The following is a 16,378-nucleotide window of genomic DNA, read 5'->3' on the forward strand; positions in this document are numbered from 1 at the left end:
GTAGGTTACAAGGGTTTAAGAACTATTATCGTCTGTCGTCAGCCTCGAAGAAGTGGCTGAATCGAATTGACTGGTATGTTTTGAAACGTCTAGCTCTGTTTAACAACAAGAAAAGACAGCGCCGAAATCTTCATGGTCATTTGGAGGAAGTAAAGAAACAAACCCAGTATCAACTGGTGTGCTTAGCCAAGTAGGGTAACCGTAATGCCAAAGAAAGAAGAACATCGGAAAGCCGTATGAGGGAGAACCTCACGTACGGTTTGATGAGGGGGAGCTGAAAGTAAAAGGGGAGAAATCCCTTTTGAAATCAGTTCTCTACTCTACCGCGGAAAGCGAGCCGTTCCCTGAAGCCCCTTTCTCCACACAATATCTCGAAACTGAGTCTTACAGTAACCGTCCCTATTGCGTAATAAGGCTCTTAAGAAAAATTAACAATAAATTTAAAACAGAACCTTTTAAATAAACAAAGTGGACCCTTCCTTAAATTTAAGGAAGGGTCCACTTTGTTAGGACAAGAATGTTTCGATGACCCGTACGGGATTCGAACCCGTGATACCGCCGTGAAAGGGCGGTGTCTTAACCACTTGACCAACGGGCCTTGTATGTAGACAGTTTCTTTTTTCGGCTCATCGGTTAAAGCCGTCTAATTCTAAAAAAAGTAGTGGCGGCGGAGGGGATCGAACCCCCGACCTCACGGGTATGAACCGTACGCTCTAGCCAGCTGAGCTACACCGCCATAAGTAAATAATTTGTGTTCAAAGTCACAAGGAATATAGTACACCATGAAAAAAAAACTGTCAACAAAAAATAAAAATATCAGACTAGTATGTAAATTTCGATAGGGAATGGAGGTGGTTTTTGAGTGGATAAGGGAGAGGAGTAGGTAGATTTTGTAGAAAGGCCTTTGCTTCTTGAAAAAAGCATCGAAGTTTTTGTTTCTGTTCTCCTGTTGTTTTGACAAAATGCTTGTCTTTGATGTGGTTTAATAAAGTTCAATAACAAAAGGAGTGATGAAAAAATGTCAGGTACGGTGATGAAGCGTGAAGATCGTCAGGCAACACTTAAGCAGTCGAGTTTAGGGAGAGGGTTACAAAAAGCTTCACTAGGGATGTTTTCGTTTATGGCGGACAAAGGCGTTTTCCACATGGTGCTTTCCTTATTATTGGGACGAGCCATTATATTATCTTCTATGGCACCATTCTCGGTCGCGTTTTTAGCCGTGATCTGGTGGTTAAAAAGACCTTTAGTCTTGCCGGTTACGATTATGATGGCGGCAGGGGCGTCTACCTACAGTTTCACACATGCAGGGTTCGTAGTAGGAGCATCGACGACTTTTTTGCTATTAAGTCTGGCGCTGCGCAGAACAAGTCACCCCCAGAAATGGCTGCCCGCTATTGCCTTAGTAGCAAGTTTGATTCCCCGCACGGCAAGCCTCGCACTACTCGATCGATGGCAGCTATACGAACTTACTTTGATGTTAGCTGAAGGAGTTCTTACTTTTATACTTGTACTAATATTTATGCAGAGTCTTCCTTTATTATCACCGCAAAAATATCATCCAACATTAAAAAATGAGGAAATTGTCTGCTTAATTATATTGTTAGCTTCTGTGTTAACTGGAATGATTGGATGGCAGATTCAAGGTGTAGCGGTCGTCGATGTCTTTGCGCGCTACCTGGTTATTCTCCTTGCTTATATTGCGGGGGCTGCTATTGGGTCAACGGTTGGTGTTGTTACAGGACTTGTACTTAGTCTATCTAATATGGATCATATCTATCAAATGAGCCTGCTTGCATTTTCAGGCTTATTAGGAGGTTTATTAAAAGAAGGTAAAAAACTGGGGGTGAGCGCAGGGCTTGCAGTAGGTACGTTATTAATTGGATTTTATGTATCCAGTGGAGGAGGGCTGTCCGATTCAATATGGGCCTCGGGGTGGGCAATTATTTTATTTGTGTTGACTCCAAATTCCTGGGTTAAGCGTCTGTCCCGTTATATTCCAGGTACAGAAGAGCATAATTCTGAACAACAAAAATACTTACAAAAGGTGCGTGATGTTACCGCTGTACGAGTAGGTAAGTTCTCTGATGTATTTAAAGCGCTTTCTAAGAGTTTCAATGATCTAGACCATTCTAAGGAGGCTGTAGAAGGTACAGAAGAAATTGATTACTTTCTTAGTCATGTAACAGAGAAAACCTGTCAATCCTGTTTTAAAAAGGAAAAATGCTGGGTTAATCAGTTTGATGAGACTCATGATTTAATGACAGGTTTAATGATGGAGTTGGACGAACGAGGGGAGCCCACTAGGATGACCCGGAAAAACGTGGATGCGCACTGTGTAAAATCACAGAAGTTAATCGATACGATGAACCACGAATTGTCCTTCTATCATGCTAACAAACAATTGAAAAAACAGGTCCTGGAAAGCCGCCGCTTTGTAGCTGAGCAGCTTCAGGGCGTTTCGGATGTAATGAGCACTTTTGCTAAAGAAATAGTGAAAGAACGAGAACATCACGAACAAAAAGAACAAATCATTTATAATGCGTTAGAGAGAATGGGGATGGACATACAAAAACTTGAAATCTATACATTAGATGCCGGAAATATTGATTTAGAACTCGTAGTAGAAATTAATAATTACCGAGGGGAAGGAGCGAAAATTATTGCACCTGTGCTATCGGATATTTTAGGGGAAACGATTGTAGTTACAATGGAAGAGATTTCTCCTTATCCTAATGGCAGGTGCTATTTAACATTTGGATCAGCTAAACACTATGCTATTGAAACAGGAGCAGCCCATGCAGCAAAAGGAGGAGGGTTTATATCGGGCGACAGCTTTACCATGATGGAACTGGGAAGGGGGAAATATGCGCTCGCGATCAGCGATGGAATGGGTAACGGTGAACGTGCTCATGAAGAAAGTATGGAAACGCTAAGACTGCTGAAGCAGATTCTGCAATCGGGGATGCAGGAATCCGTAGCTATTCAGTCTATAAACTCTATATTATCGTTGCGTACAAATGATGAAATATTTTCGACCTTGGATTTAGCTGTTATTGATTTGCATAAAGCTACCTCCAAATTTGTAAAGGTGGGAAGTACACCTAGCTTTATTAAGAGAGGAGAAGAGATACTGACTGTCGAGTCCGGAAACTTGCCCATGGGTATTATACCAGAAGTGGATGTGGATATGACCAACGAGCAGTTGAAGGCTGGCGATCTGCTAATCATGCTGAGTGATGGTATATTAGAAGGTCCTAATCACGTAGAGAACGTAGAAGTATGGTTTAAGAGAAAAATAAAGGAGGTTTACAGCAGCGATCCTCAAGTGGTAGCTGATCTTTTACTGGAAGAGGTGATTCGAACACATCGAGGTTCCATCAATGATGATATGACGATTCTTGTAGCAAGAATAGACCGGTATATGCCAGAGTGGTCCTCTATCCCTACTGAGAAAAAACAGGCTTAACCAGCGTATAAGATTCCTCCTTTTCGGCGAAGATGGAAGCAACGAAAACAGGAGGGATGTCGAAATGAAAGCAGGGCGGTTAAAACAAATTCTATTATTGACGGATGGATGCTCGAACCATGGAGAAGACCCTATAGCCGTGGCAGCTCTGGCTAGAAATCAGGGAGTAACGGTCAATGTGATTGGCGTTCTTGACGATCGGCAGAATGAGAAGCCTCAAGGGCTTGAAGAAGTTGAATCGATTGCTGAGGCAGGTGGAGGCGTCAGTCAAATTGTATATCAGAAAAGTTTGTCCCAAACCGTGCAGATGGTTACGAGGCAAGCCATGACTCAAACCATTCAGGGTGTCGTTAATAAAGAATTACAAGAAATTCTGGGAGAGGGCAAAAGTATTGAAGAGCTGCCGCCTGCTACAAGGAGTGAAGTAGTAGAAGTGGTGGAAGATTTAGGCGAGGCATGTGAGCTTGAAGTACTTGTACTTGTGGATACAAGCGCGAGCATGCACCATAAATTACCTACCGTAAAAGAAGCACTTTATGATCTTTCTTTGAGTCTCAACGCCCGTACCGGGTCAAACCAATTCAGTATTTATACATTTCCAGACGTAAAAAATACAATCCGGCGGGTCATTAAATGGACACCGGAACTCGGAGAGATTAATGGTGTTTTTTCTAAACTTTCAAGCGGTGGATACACGCCTACGGGTCCTGCGCTGAAAGAAGCTCTCTATGCCTTTACTGAAAAACCTCTGTTTAGAGGCATACAGGATGGAGAAGATCCTTATGAAGAAACAGGATTTTAAATTATTTCCCGGGACATATTTACAAGGGAAGTGGAATGGTCATAAATATAAAGTGATTCAAAAGCTTGGAGCGGGAGCTTGCGGCACCGTGTATTTATGCCAAACTTTCCAGGGGGAAAAGGTAGCCCTTAAGGTAGGGAACGACAGCTCCAGAATGATGCTTGAGGTAAATATGTTGAAGAAATTCAGTAAGGTCCAAGGGGTGAAACTTGGGCCTGCTTTTGTTGATGTAGACGATTGGAAAGCAACGTCTCTTAAAGTTTTTCCTTTTTATGTTATGGAATATATAGAAGGGGTACCACTATCTAATTTTTTAAGAGGGAAAGGTAAAGAATGGATCGGCATATGTACAATTCAGTTATTAACGGATCTGGAGCATCTTCACAAAGCGGGATTCGTCTTTGGAGATTTGAAGACGGATAATCTGTTAATGTCAAATTCACAAGTGAGATGGATTGATGTAGGCGGCGTTACAGCCATAGGAAGGGCTATCAAAGAGTACACAGAATTTTATGATCGAGGATACTGGGGATTTGGCTCCCGAAAAGCTGAACCTTCTTATGATTTGTTTGCAGTAACCATGATTATGTTAGAGATGGTCCATCCGAATAAATTTGAAAAAGGGGCTCATCCTAGAAGAACGCTGGCAGCAAAGCTTGCTTCCTCTAATGATCTAAAACCTTATCATTCTCTTATTGCAGGAGTATGGAAAGGGAAGTTTCAAAGTGCTTCAGAAATGAAACAAGCTTTATCGTATATCGTAATGAAACGAGCAAAAGGAACACCTGTTTCCAGGAAGCAAATGAAAGCTCAGAAACATTCTTCTGAGTGGGGTGAGCTATTGGCTTTATCTGCAGTGGCGGGTGTATTCTGGGGATTTTCAATATTTAGTTTCTGGATATAAGTGTATTCTTTTGCAGAAGGTGATAAGAGTGGTACGATGGAGAAAGAAAGCAGGCAGTTTGAATCTAACAGGAGTGATCTTCGCATGGAGCAGATCGTCCATTCATTTGTAAAAGAACATCAACTTATTTCCCCTCATCAAACCGTACTCGCAGCTGTTTCAGGAGGACCGGACTCGATGGCTCTTCTACATTTCCTTTGTTCCATTAAAAACTCCTGGAATCTGAAGATCATTGGTCTTTCTGTAGATCATGGACTGCGAGGACAGGAGTCTCAGGACGATTTGGAATTTGTAAAAAATCAATGTGAAGAATGGGGCATTGAATTTGCGGGAGCTTCTGTCGATGTCCATTCGCACAAACGCGAGGCCGGAACAGGAACTCAAGAGTCAGCCCGCTACTTACGTTACCAGTTTTTTGAGAGAATGATGGAAGAAAGACAAGCAGATGTGTTGGCTATGGGTCATCATGGAGATGACCAGGCTGAAACTATGATGATGCAGCTGGTTCGCAGTGCACGTCCTGAGTCTTTACAAGGAATGCCGGTTCAGCGACCGTTTGGAAGAGGGAAACTTGTAAGACCATTCCTATCTTTGTCCAAGAGTCAGATTGCTGATTACAATGCCTGGCATCATGTAAGGGTGCGGATAGATCCTTCAAATGAGGAGACGAATTATACAAGAAATGCTTTTCGTAAGCATGTCATGCCCTTTCTGAAGGAGCAGAATCCGAAGTTCCATTCTCATATGCAAGCAATGAGTCAAAGGATGAGAGAAGACCAGGCATACATAAGGGAGCAGGCCGGAGAAGTATTGGATACTATGTATTTTTCTTCAAATATGAAGAAAATCGTACAATTCTCCTTATCGACTTTTAAAACGTTTCCACTTGCTTTACAAAGAAGTGCCTTTCATCTAATATTGAACTATCTGTATGTTAACCAAACTGAAGATATTTCCTATTTGCATGAGGAAATGTTTATGAACCTATTATATGATCACAAACCGAATGCAAAGCTGGACTTTCCTCAAGGTTTGCAAGCCGTTCGCGCTTATGATGAAGTGACACTTTCTTTTGACCGTTCAGATGAGGAATATAAGTATGAATATTTCCTTAATGCTGGAGAAACAGTCGTTCTTCCTGATGGAGCTCATTTATATGCTGATTGGGGCACTCCTCAGGAAAAAGAGGGAGATTCTGTCTTTACATGTGATGCTCATCACGTAAAATTACCCTTTATTGTAAGAACGAGGCGGAATGGAGATCGAATGCGTGTGAGAGGAATGAATGGTTCAAAAAAAGTAAAAGATATTTTTATTGACCAGAAAATACCGTCTAATCTACGCAAAACGTGGCCGCTTGTAACAGACAGCAGTGGAGAAATCCTGTGGCTGGTCGGCTTAAAAAAAAGCGGGGGAAGTACGGATGGATCTTCAGGCACTTGGCTTCGGTTGCATTATGAAAATAAAGCAGAAACGTAGGAGGAGCAGACATGCACAGCGAAATTGAGAAGGTCCTGATTTCTGAAGAAGAAATTCAGGAAAAATGTAAGGAGATGGGGGCCCACTTAACGGAAGAGTATAAGGATCGTTTTCCGTTAGCCGTTGGAGTATTAAAAGGCGCAACCCCGTTTATGGCAGACTTACTGAAAAGAGTAGAAATCCATCTTGAAATGGACTTTATGGATGTTTCAAGCTATCACGGTGGTACAAGATCGTCTGGAGAAGTTAAAATTGTTAAAGACCTGGATACGAAAGTGGAAGGTCGGGATATTTTAATTATAGAAGACATCATTGATAGTGGATTGACGTTAAGCTACTTAGTAGACTTATTTAAATACCGTCAAGCTAATTCCATTAAAGTTGTAACCCTGCTTGATAAGCCAGCGGGTCGTACTGCTTATATTAAGGCAGATACGATTGGGTTTGAAATACCTGATGAATTTGTTGTGGGATATGGGTTAGATTATCAAGAGAAGTACCGCAATTTACCTTACATTGGGATTCTGAAGCCGGAAGTTTACGGCGGATGAAAAATCAATCGATGATTATGAGTTTCGAATCTGCAGGAATGAGGGTAATTAGTTGTGTCGTCCGTTTTTGTTATGATACTATTTACTATAGTTTTTCTCGCTTGGGAGGAGGTAGGCAATGAACCGGATATTTCGTAATACTATATTTTATTTACTTATCTTCCTCGTAGTTATCGGCGTCGTCGGTCTATTTAGAGGTCAAGGTGAGCCACAACAGCAGTTGAACGTAAATGATTTTTACAATAAATTAAATAATGGTCAAATCGAAGAGATGACCATGCAGCCTGTAAATGGTGTGATTCAAATCACCGGACAACTGGCTGGAGAAGGTGAAGATCAAGGGGAGTTCACAGCAAAAATCCCTGCAAACGATGAAATCGTATCGAATATTACCCAAACCGCTCAGGAACAAAGTGTTCTTAATGTAGAAGAAGAAGAGCAGCCTAGCGCATGGGTGACATTTCTAACTTCGATCATCCCGTTTATTATTATTTTCATCTTATTCTTCTTCTTACTTAATCAAGCTCAAGGCGGCGGAAGTCGTGTCATGAACTTTGGTAAAAGTAAGGCTAAGATGTACACGGAAGACAAGAAAAAAGTTCGTTTTAAAGACGTAGCCGGAGCAGACGAAGAAAAGCAGGAACTTGTAGAGGTTGTCGACTTCTTAAAAGATCCCCGCAAATTCTCTGCCGTAGGTGCCCGTATTCCTAAAGGTGTCCTGCTCGTAGGACCACCTGGTACAGGTAAAACATTACTTGCCCGTGCCGTTGCAGGAGAAGCGGGAGTTCCGTTCTTCTCTATCAGTGGTTCGGATTTCGTGGAAATGTTTGTTGGTGTCGGTGCTTCTCGTGTACGTGATCTATTTGAAAACGCGAAGAAGAACGCTCCGGGCATTATTTTCATTGATGAGATCGATGCCGTTGGACGTCAGCGTGGCGCCGGTCTTGGCGGAGGACACGATGAACGTGAACAAACGTTGAACCAATTACTAGTAGAGATGGATGGTTTTGGTGTTAATGAGGGTATTATCATTATCGCTGCTACTAACCGTCCTGACATTCTGGACCCTGCCCTTCTTCGTCCAGGACGTTTCGACCGTCAAATTACGGTAGACCGTCCAGACGTGAAAGGTCGTGAGGCCGTACTCGCTGTCCACGCAAAAGATAAACCACTATCAGAAAATGTTGATTTGAAAACTATCGCTCTTCGTACTCCGGGTTTTTCAGGTGCCGATCTTGAAAACTTATTGAACGAATCAGCTCTTGTAGCCGCCCGCGGTGATAAGAATAAAATTGATATGGATGATGTGGATGAAGCAATTGACCGCGTTATTGCAGGACCAGCTAAGAAGAGTCGTGTAATTTCGAATAAAGAACGAAACATCGTAGCTCACCACGAAAGTGGTCATACAGTTATTGGAATGGTTCTGGATGATGCCGATATGGTTCACAAAGTAACGATTGTACCTCGCGGACAAGCAGGCGGATATGCCGTTATGCTTCCTAAGGAAGATCGCTACTTCATGACCAAGCCGGAATTGTTTGATAAAATTACTGGTCTGCTAGGCGGTCGTGTCGCTGAAGAAGTCATGTTTGGTGAAGTGAGCACAGGTGCTCATAATGACTTCCAACGTGCTACTGCTATAGCTCGCAAGATGGTAACTGAATATGGAATGAGTGAAAAACTCGGCCCTCTTCAATTTGGTTCTAACTCAGGTGGTCAGGTATTCCTTGGCCGCGATATCCAAAATGAACAAAATTACAGTGATCAAATCGCCTATGAAATTGATCAAGAAGTTCAAAACTTTATCAATTATTGTTACGATCGAGCGAAAACGATTCTTACAGATAACAAATCTAAGCTTGAGTTGATTGCAAAGACTCTACTTGACGTAGAAACTCTTGACGCTACTCAAATTCGTTCCCTTTTCGATAAAGAACGCCTTCCGACAGACGAAGAACTGGAAGAACTTGCCCGTAAGAACAACGCAAAAATCAAGAACAATACTTCATCAGGTAGAGATCACTTTAGTGATGACGATGATGTACGAGTTAATATTCAATCCAAAGAAACAGAAGAAGAAGCAAAAGAGTCAGAGTCGACTAAGGAAACCCCTTCTACTGAACAAGTAGACGACAATGACCAAACGTCTGGATCAGATTCTGAAGATCGTCGTTCTTAACGGCGTAACATGTCACATCGGCCTTTATGGCTGATGTGACATTTTTCGTGTGCGCACTTGTGGGCAAGTAATGGGTTAGTTGTGATATGATGGTAGCCGAAGGAAATGAGGCAGGAGGCTGTAAGCATGAATTTTGTTCTTGATGTAGGTAATACGAATACCGTGCTTGGGGTATTTGACAATGGATCATTAAGTTATCATTGGAGAATAAAAACGGATCGACATAAAACAGAAGATGAATATGGCATGTTGATCAAATCGCTATTTGATCATGAGGATTTAACATTTGAAGATATGGACGGTGTAATTATTTCCTCTGTCGTACCGCCTATAATGTTTGCACTTGACCGCATGTCTCGTTATTATTTTAAAAAGCAACCCATGATTATAGGAGAAGGGAATGTATCTCATGGCCTTGCGATGAAATACCCGCATCCTGAAGAGATTGGAGCGGACCGCGTAGTTAATGCAGTAGGAGCGATTGAGGATTATTCGCTGCCACTCGTCATCATAGATTTTGGTACAGCCACCACTTATTGTTATATTAACGAAAGTGGAGAATATATGGGGGGCGCCATTGCCCCAGGGATTAACATTTCGATGGAAGCTTTGTATGCTAAAGCAGCGAAACTGCCTAAAATTGAAATTAAGAGTCCCGATAACGTCGTAGGGCAAAGTACAGTAGAAGCGATGCAATCTGGAGTTTTTTATGGGTATGTTGGGCAAGTAGATGAAGTGGTCCGACGGATGAAAGAAACAGCTGAGTCTACTCCTACAGTCATTGCGACAGGAGGGTTGGCTACACTGATTGCTGGTCAGTCGAGAACCATTGATCATGTAGATCCTTATCTAACTTTAAAAGGTCTTCATAAAATATATCAACGTAATAAAGGAAAAAAAGCATTTAAAGGAGAATGATGAGTCATGTCAGATTATTTAGTGCGTGCTCTGGCTTTTGATGGACAAGTAAGAGCTTATGCCGTGCAATCAACGGATACTGTAGAGGAAGCCCGACGCAGGCAGGATACATGGGCGACGACTTCTGCTGCCTTAGGCCGAACCCTTACCATTAGTTCCATGATGGGAGCTATGCTTAAAGGAGAAGATAAAATCACGGTGAAAGTAGAAGGTGATGGCCCGGCCGGGGCTATTATAGCTGACACAAATGCAAGAGGCGAAGTACGCGGCTATATTATCAACCCTCATGTAGATTTTGATTTAAACCAAAATGGAAAACTGGATGTAGCTCGTGCTGTGGGCACAAACGGTACCTTAAGTGTCGTTAAGGATCTTGGAATGAAAGATCACTTTACCGGGCAGGTGCCGCTCGTTTCTGGTGAAATAAGTGAAGATTTCACCTATTATTTCGCCAATTCTGAACAAGTACCATCTGCGGTAGGTGCCGGAGTTCTGGTGGATACGGATTATTCCATTCTTGCTTCGGGTGGATTTGTTATTCAAATGATGCCAGGAGCGGACGAAGCCACTACCAGTGAAATTGAAAGGCGCTTGTCAGAGATGCCAGCCATCTCAAGTCTAGTTCAAGAGGGAAAAAGTCCTGAAGAAATTTTACAAACGGTGCTCGGAGAAGAGGAATTGCAAATATTGGATACGATGCCTGTGCAGTTCAAATGTCACTGTTCACGGGAGCGTGTAGAAGTGGCGATAGCAAGTCTTGGAGATGAAGAAATTCAACGTATGATTGAAGAAGATCAAGGCGCAGAGGCTAAGTGTCACTTTTGTAATGAGGATTATCAATTTGATGTCGATCAATTAAAAGAACTGCAATCTCAGGAAGCTGAATAATCGTTTACCTCAAAGTGATAGGTAGACAGAGGGGCGGAACAACTCTTGTGCGTAATTCATGCAAGAAATTTGTTTCGCTCTTTTTTTGAAGGGAACGTTACTAATAAATGATTGAAATGTTTGACAATATGCTCATCCTTCAGTACATTAGAGTTAAATCCTATCAAAATACTTGGTTTTAGGGGTGGAAAAAATGAGAATTGTTAATAACGTTAGTGAACTGATCGGACAAACGCCGATGGTAAAACTGAATGGGTCTGCAGAGGAAGATAGCGCGGACATTTATTTGAAACTGGAATACATGAATCCAGGCAGCTCTGTAAAGGATCGTATCGCATTAGCGATGATTGAAGAAGGAGAAAAGTCCGGAGATCTAAAAGAAGGCGACACCATTATTGAACCAACAAGCGGAAACACAGGTATTGGGCTTGCTATGGTTGCTGCTGCTAAAGGTTACAAATCCATTCTTGTGATGCCGGATACGATGAGTCAGGAGCGTCGTAATCTGCTGCGTGCTTATGGTGCGGATCTTGTTTTGACTCCGGGGAGTGAAGGTATGAAGGGGGCTATTAAGAAAGCAGCTGAACTTCAAAAACAGCATAACTACTTCATGCCTCAACAATTTAATAACGAAGCTAATCCAAGAATCCACGAACAAACTACAGGTCCTGAAATTGTGGAACAGATGGGTGACCAATTGGATGCGTTTGTTGCAGGAATTGGTACTGGCGGAACGATTACAGGTGCAGGTAAGGCGTTGAAAGCAAATTATCCTGATATTCAAATTCATGCCATAGAACCGGAGGGCTCGCCTGTATTGTCGGGAGGAGACCCAGGTCCCCATAAAATCCAGGGGATCGGAGCCGGTTTTGTACCGGGCATCCTGAATACAGAAATTTACGATGAAGTTCATCAAGTTAACACGGAGGATTCTTTTGCTGCTGCCCGTGAAGCTGCTCGTAAGGATGGTATTCTAGGCGGGATTTCTTCCGGATCAGCCATTCATGTGGCTAAACAGGTAGCTAAGAAACTTGGTAAAGGTAAAAAAGTTGTAGCAGTGATTCCTAGTAATGGGGAACGTTATCTCTCTACACCGCTTTACCAATTTGAAGAAGACGAATAATACACTCTTAAAAATACGCTCTTTTACAGGGCGTATTTTTTTATGGGAATAACAAATAGATACGGTAAGTGATAGAAATAAAAAAATGATGTAAGATAGGGAAAGAAGCTTTTAAAGAAAGAGGTACCGGCCATGGGATTTAAGTTGAAAATGCAGAATCACTCATATGATTTATCCGAACGAACATTAGTCATGGGCATTTTAAATATTACCCCGGATTCTTTTTCAGATGGCGGCAGGTTTAACACGGTGGAAGGAGCTGTCCGGCGTGCAGCTGCTATGGAAAAGGATGGGGCGCATATCATTGATATAGGCGGGGAATCCACTCGTCCAGGACATGAACCGGTTAGTGAAAAAGAAGAGATTGAACGTGTGATTCCGGTCATAAAAGCTATTCACCAGGAAGTGGACCTCCCTATATCGATTGATACGTACAAAGCAGAGGTTGCCAGACAGGCTATTGAAGCAGGAGCCTCCCTTATTAATGATGTATGGGGCGCTAAAAAAGAGCCGGCTATTGCTGAGGTCGCGGCTCAATATAATGTGCCAGTCATTTTAATGCACAATCGTAACGATAGGAACTATACATCGTTAATTGACGATATGAAAGCTGACTTAGAGGAAAGCATCACAATAGCTAAGCAAGCCGGAGTTAAAGAGGAAAACATTGTGCTCGATCCAGGAGTTGGATTTGCTAAAGGAAAAGAAGAGAATTTAGCCGTGATGCGCAATCTGCATCAATTCGAAGCTATGGGTTACCCTGTATTACTTGGTAGTTCTCGTAAATCATTTATAGGAACCATTCTGGATTTACCTAAAGATGAACGCATGGAAGGTACAGGAGCTACCGTTTGTTACGGAATTGCCCAGGGGGTTCATATTGTGCGAGTCCACGACGTGAAATCTATAGCTCGAATGACAAAAATGATGGATGCTATGATGGGAAAGGAAGGTTATAATGGATAAAATATATGTAAACCAAATGGAATTCTGGGGATATCATGGTCTTTTTCCCGAAGAAAACAAACTGGGGCAGCGCTTTTATGTAGATGCTGAACTTGAACTAGACCTAAAACCTGCTGCTGAGACGGACGACATGACAAAATCCGTGGATTATGGTGCGATTTATGAAACCTGTAAAAAAGTAGTCGAAGGAAAAGCGCATAAATTAGTGGAAACGGTCGCAGAAAAACTTTCCGCTGAGTTGTTTAATCAGTTCAGTCCCGTTCAAGGATGCCGCCTGAAAGTTTATAAACCTGATCCTCCTATCCCTGGCCACTATCAGTCGGTGGCTATTGAAATTTACCGGAGCCGTACCGAATGAATACAGCGTATATCGCGCTTGGCTCCAACATTTCCAAGAGAGAAGAATTTTTGACAAATGCAGTGGCCAGCATAGACGATCACCCTGAAATTAAGGTGGTCTTAAAATCAGCAGTATATGAAACAGCACCAGTAGGTTATACCGAGCAGAATGATTTTTTAAATATGGTTATACAAATCGAAACTACTCTGCCTCCTTTACCATTACTTGATCACTGCCAGTCTATTGAAAAGAAATTAGGGCGCAAACGAGTAGTAAAGTGGGGGCCGCGTACCATTGATCTTGACATTTTGCTATATAATCAAGAAAATATGAGAGCAGAGCGCCTGATTCTTCCTCATCCGCATATGCAGGAAAGAGCTTTTGTTATGGTACCATTAGCAGAAGTGAATCCGAAAGTAACGATACCGTTTATAACTAAACAAGCGGAAGAGATACTGAACGATTTGCCTGTAGAAGATGTCCAGAGTATGAGGGTATGGGGTAGGATATAATAGTTAATCCTAATCTGATTAATTTAAATTTCGGGCGAAAAAGCATTTATCATCCAGAGTAGTACTGGACAATCGCACGGCCGAATATGTAGAAATAGAAAAACGCGTGAATGAACGTTTTCCCAATGAGGGATCGATGTCTATACGCTTCATATAGCCTGAATTATTCGATTGAAAAATGAAAAAGTGGCTATAATGAAGATACGGAAACATCCCTCGCAGTATTTTAGAGGCTAAAAGGATAATGAATCAGGGGAACGCATGAAAGGATCGTCGGCGTTGACACAATTAGACGTCTTTTCTATACTAAATCATAGTTAGAATACTGCCAGTCCGAAGCTGGCAGTTTTTATTATTGAAGCGGCTTAATTTTTATAATAGATAAGGGAATGGAGTGATTAGAATGTCGGAAGAACTCAATGAACAAATGCGGGTGCGCAGAGATAAACTGAATACTTACCGGGAACAGGGCCTGGATCCATTTGGCGACAAGTTCGAACGTACTCACCTTGCGGAAGATCTCATCGAAAAATATGATCAGTATAGTAAGGAAGAACTGGAAGAAGAACAATTCCCTGCAACCATTGCTGGTCGAATTATGACTAAGCGTGGAAAAGGAAAAGCGGGATTCACCCATATTCAGGACGTAAGTGGACAAATTCAACTTTACATTCGTAAAGATCGAATCGGAGAAGAAGCTTACGAAGTCTTTAACACAGCTGACCTCGGTGACATCATAGGGGTAACGGGGGTTATGTTTAAGACAAAGGTAGGGGAACTTTCTGTTAAAGCGGACGAGTTCCACTTGCTTACCAAAGCTCTACGTCCTCTTCCAGAAAAATTCCACGGTTTGCAAGACGTAGAACAAAGATACCGTCAGCGTTATTTAGATTTAATTACTAACCCTGGAAGCCGTGACACGTTTATCACTCGGAGTAAGATTATACAATCCATGCGCCGGTACCTGGATGGTCTAGGTTTCTTAGAAGTAGAAACTCCATTAATGCACGGTATTCCGGGAGGAGCATCCGCTCGTCCATTTGTTACTCACCACAATGCACTAGACATGCAGTTGTACATGAGGATTGCCATTGAACTTCATCTGAAACGTTTGATCGTGGGAGGGATGGAAAAGGTGTATGAAATAGGACGCGTTTTCCGTAATGAAGGAGTCTCTACACGACACAATCCAGAGTTCACGATGCTGGAATTGTATGAAGCATATGCTGACTACCATGATGTCATGAGCCTGACGGAAAACATGGTTGCCCACATTGCAAAAGAGGTCCTTGGTTCTGCGAAAGTTACGTATAACGAGCAGGAAATTAATTTAGAACCAGAGTGGACACGATTGCATATGGTCGATGCTATTAAAGAATATACAGGCGTGGATTTCTTTGAGCATATGAGTGATGAACAGGCCAAAGAATTAGCTAAAGAACATAATGTCGAAATTCAGGACTCCATGACTTTTGGTCATATCGTCAACGAATTTTTCGAGCAATATGTTGAAGATAAACTGATTCAGCCTACATTTATCTACGGACATCCTATTGAAATCTCACCACTTGCCAAGAAGAATCCGGAAGACCCGAGGTTTACAGATCGTTTTGAATTATTCATCGTAGGGCGGGAGCATGCCAACGCATTCTCCGAGCTTAATGATCCAATTGATCAAAGAGAGCGATTCGAAGCTCAGCTGAAAGAGCGGGAAGAAGGAAATGATGAAGCTCACATGATGGATGAAGATTTCTTAGAGTCATTAGAATACGGACTACCACCAACGGGCGGTTTAGGAATCGGAATTGATCGTCTGGTTATGCTTTTAACAGATTCTCCTTCCATTAGAGATGTACTGCTTTTCCCTCAGATGAGAAATCGCGAATCTTAAAAAAGAATAAATGACTTTATAAACCCCCGGCTGACAGGCTCCGGGGGTTTTATTTGATTCAATGAAAAGATAATCCGAAAAAAATATGCAAAAAAGTGTTGCCAACATTATTTCAGCGTGGTATATTATTACTTGTCGCATTAAGACAGAGCGGCAAGCCGGCAACGGCAAACAAAAAATCATTTAAAAAAGTTGTTGACTTAAACGAGTCACAATGATATGATTATTAAGTCGCTGTTTTGAAGCGGCCAACCAAAACTTTTGATCTTTGAAAACTGAACGAACCAACCAGTACGTCAAGATATTCTTTCATTATAGAAGGAATTCAAACAAGCACATTCGGTGTGCAAAGAGCT

13 protein-coding genes, 2 tRNA genes and 1 pseudogene are annotated in these 16,378 nt (G+C 42.1%); 14 read left to right on the forward strand and 2 right to left on the reverse strand.

Annotated elements, in window-relative coordinates:
- A pseudogene (locus tag BMZ06_RS19195) lies at positions 1–194 on the forward strand (group II intron maturase-specific domain-containing protein); the annotation flags it as partial.
- Positions 195–526: 332 nt separating this feature from the next.
- Here BMZ06_RS19195 and BMZ06_RS19200 read toward each other — a convergent pair.
- Both BMZ06_RS19200 and BMZ06_RS19205 read right to left on the reverse strand, forming a co-directional pair.
- A tRNA-Glu gene (locus tag BMZ06_RS19200) sits at positions 527–598 on the reverse strand.
- Between the two features lie 64 nt (positions 599–662).
- Positions 663–736: transfer RNA gene (locus BMZ06_RS19205), tRNA-Met, on the reverse strand.
- A gap of 282 nt (positions 737–1,018) precedes the next feature.
- Between BMZ06_RS19205 and spoIIE the strand changes: the two genes are divergently transcribed.
- The 13 genes from spoIIE (at position 1,019) to lysS (ending at position 16,022) form a co-directional block, all read left to right on the forward strand.
- Complete coding sequence (gene spoIIE / locus BMZ06_RS19210; protein WP_089754667.1) at positions 1,019–3,466, forward strand: stage II sporulation protein E; 2,448 nt, start codon at positions 1,019–1,021, stop codon at positions 3,464–3,466.
- Between the two features lie 64 nt (positions 3,467–3,530).
- The gene (locus BMZ06_RS19215; protein WP_089754669.1) at positions 3,531–4,268 is read left to right on the forward strand and encodes a vWA domain-containing protein; all 738 of its coding nucleotides are present in this window, start codon (positions 3,531–3,533) and stop codon (positions 4,266–4,268) included.
- Complete coding sequence (locus tag BMZ06_RS19220; RefSeq protein WP_089754671.1) at positions 4,249–5,172, forward strand: protein kinase domain-containing protein; 924 nt, start codon at positions 4,249–4,251, stop codon at positions 5,170–5,172. The genes BMZ06_RS19215 and BMZ06_RS19220 overlap by 20 nt, the downstream gene beginning before the upstream one ends.
- Positions 5,173–5,208: 36 nt before the next feature.
- Positions 5,209–6,651 carry a tRNA lysidine(34) synthetase TilS gene (gene tilS / locus BMZ06_RS19225; protein ID WP_245756050.1) on the forward strand — a complete coding sequence of 481 codons (1,443 nt, stop codon included), beginning with the start codon at positions 5,209–5,211 and terminating at the stop codon, positions 6,649–6,651.
- 11 nt (positions 6,652–6,662) lie between these two features.
- Positions 6,663–7,202 carry a hypoxanthine phosphoribosyltransferase gene (gene hpt, locus BMZ06_RS19230; RefSeq protein ID WP_089754675.1) on the forward strand — a complete coding sequence of 180 codons (540 nt, stop codon included), beginning with the start codon at positions 6,663–6,665 and terminating at the stop codon, positions 7,200–7,202.
- A gap of 118 nt (positions 7,203–7,320) precedes the next feature.
- Positions 7,321–9,384 (forward strand): ATP-dependent zinc metalloprotease FtsH, encoded by a 2,064-nt coding sequence (gene ftsH, locus BMZ06_RS19235; protein ID WP_089754677.1) that lies wholly within the window; start codon positions 7,321–7,323, stop codon positions 9,382–9,384.
- Positions 9,385–9,510: 126 nt separating this feature from the next.
- Entirely contained in the window at positions 9,511–10,302 is a 792-nt protein-coding gene (locus BMZ06_RS19240) for a type III pantothenate kinase (protein ID WP_089754680.1), read from the forward strand.
- 6 nt (positions 10,303–10,308) lie between these two features.
- Positions 10,309–11,190 carry an Hsp33 family molecular chaperone HslO gene (gene hslO / locus BMZ06_RS19245; protein ID WP_089754681.1) on the forward strand — a complete coding sequence of 294 codons (882 nt, stop codon included), beginning with the start codon at positions 10,309–10,311 and terminating at the stop codon, positions 11,188–11,190.
- A 193-nt stretch (positions 11,191–11,383) separates the two neighbouring features.
- Complete coding sequence (gene cysK / locus BMZ06_RS19250; RefSeq protein WP_089754684.1) at positions 11,384–12,313, forward strand: cysteine synthase A; 930 nt, start codon at positions 11,384–11,386, stop codon at positions 12,311–12,313.
- Between the two features lie 132 nt (positions 12,314–12,445).
- Positions 12,446–13,279: a dihydropteroate synthase gene (gene folP, locus BMZ06_RS19255; RefSeq protein WP_089754686.1), complete on the forward strand. Its 834-nt coding sequence runs from the start codon at positions 12,446–12,448 to the stop codon at positions 13,277–13,279.
- Positions 13,272–13,637, forward strand: a complete 366-nt coding sequence (gene folB / locus BMZ06_RS19260; RefSeq protein ID WP_089754688.1) for a dihydroneopterin aldolase — start codon at positions 13,272–13,274, stop codon at positions 13,635–13,637. Before folP ends, folB begins: the two co-directional genes overlap by 8 nt.
- Positions 13,634–14,131, forward strand: coding sequence for a 2-amino-4-hydroxy-6-hydroxymethyldihydropteridine diphosphokinase (gene folK / locus BMZ06_RS19265; RefSeq protein ID WP_089754690.1), 498 nt, complete (start codon positions 13,634–13,636; stop codon positions 14,129–14,131). The genes folB and folK overlap by 4 nt, the downstream gene beginning before the upstream one ends.
- A 403-nt stretch (positions 14,132–14,534) precedes the next feature.
- A complete protein-coding gene (gene lysS, locus BMZ06_RS19270) occupies positions 14,535–16,022 on the forward strand; it encodes a lysine--tRNA ligase (protein WP_089754691.1) in 1,488 nt (495 codons plus the stop codon).
- Positions 16,023–16,378: the final 356 nt, after the last annotated feature.

It is taken from the genome of Halobacillus alkaliphilus (assembly GCF_900113125.1).
Taxonomy (GTDB): domain Bacteria; phylum Bacillota; class Bacilli; order Bacillales; family Halobacillaceae; genus Halobacillus; species Halobacillus alkaliphilus.

What these genes read in the sequence shown, in the direction of transcription:
- spoIIE (WP_089754667.1), top strand. Translation starts at nt 1,019, where the DNA reads ATGTCAGGTACGGTGATGAAGCGTGAAGATCGTCAGGCAACACTTAAG.
- BMZ06_RS19215 (WP_089754669.1), top strand. Translation starts at nt 3,531, where the DNA reads ATGAAAGCAGGGCGGTTAAAACAAATTCTATTATTGACGGATGGATGC.
- BMZ06_RS19220 (WP_089754671.1), top strand. Translation starts at nt 4,249, where the DNA reads ATGAAGAAACAGGATTTTAAATTATTTCCCGGGACATATTTACAAGGG.
- tilS (WP_245756050.1), top strand. Translation starts at nt 5,209, where the DNA reads ATGGAGAAAGAAAGCAGGCAGTTTGAATCTAACAGGAGTGATCTTCGC.
- hpt (WP_089754675.1), top strand. Translation starts at nt 6,663, where the DNA reads ATGCACAGCGAAATTGAGAAGGTCCTGATTTCTGAAGAAGAAATTCAG.
- ftsH (WP_089754677.1), top strand. Translation starts at nt 7,321, where the DNA reads ATGAACCGGATATTTCGTAATACTATATTTTATTTACTTATCTTCCTC.
- BMZ06_RS19240 (WP_089754680.1), top strand. Translation starts at nt 9,511, where the DNA reads ATGAATTTTGTTCTTGATGTAGGTAATACGAATACCGTGCTTGGGGTA.
- hslO (WP_089754681.1), top strand. Translation starts at nt 10,309, where the DNA reads ATGTCAGATTATTTAGTGCGTGCTCTGGCTTTTGATGGACAAGTAAGA.
- cysK (WP_089754684.1), top strand. Translation starts at nt 11,384, where the DNA reads ATGAGAATTGTTAATAACGTTAGTGAACTGATCGGACAAACGCCGATG.
- folP (WP_089754686.1), top strand. Translation starts at nt 12,446, where the DNA reads ATGGGATTTAAGTTGAAAATGCAGAATCACTCATATGATTTATCCGAA.
- folB (WP_089754688.1), top strand. Translation starts at nt 13,272, where the DNA reads ATGGATAAAATATATGTAAACCAAATGGAATTCTGGGGATATCATGGT.
- folK (WP_089754690.1), top strand. Translation starts at nt 13,634, where the DNA reads ATGAATACAGCGTATATCGCGCTTGGCTCCAACATTTCCAAGAGAGAA.
- lysS (WP_089754691.1), top strand. Translation starts at nt 14,535, where the DNA reads ATGTCGGAAGAACTCAATGAACAAATGCGGGTGCGCAGAGATAAACTG.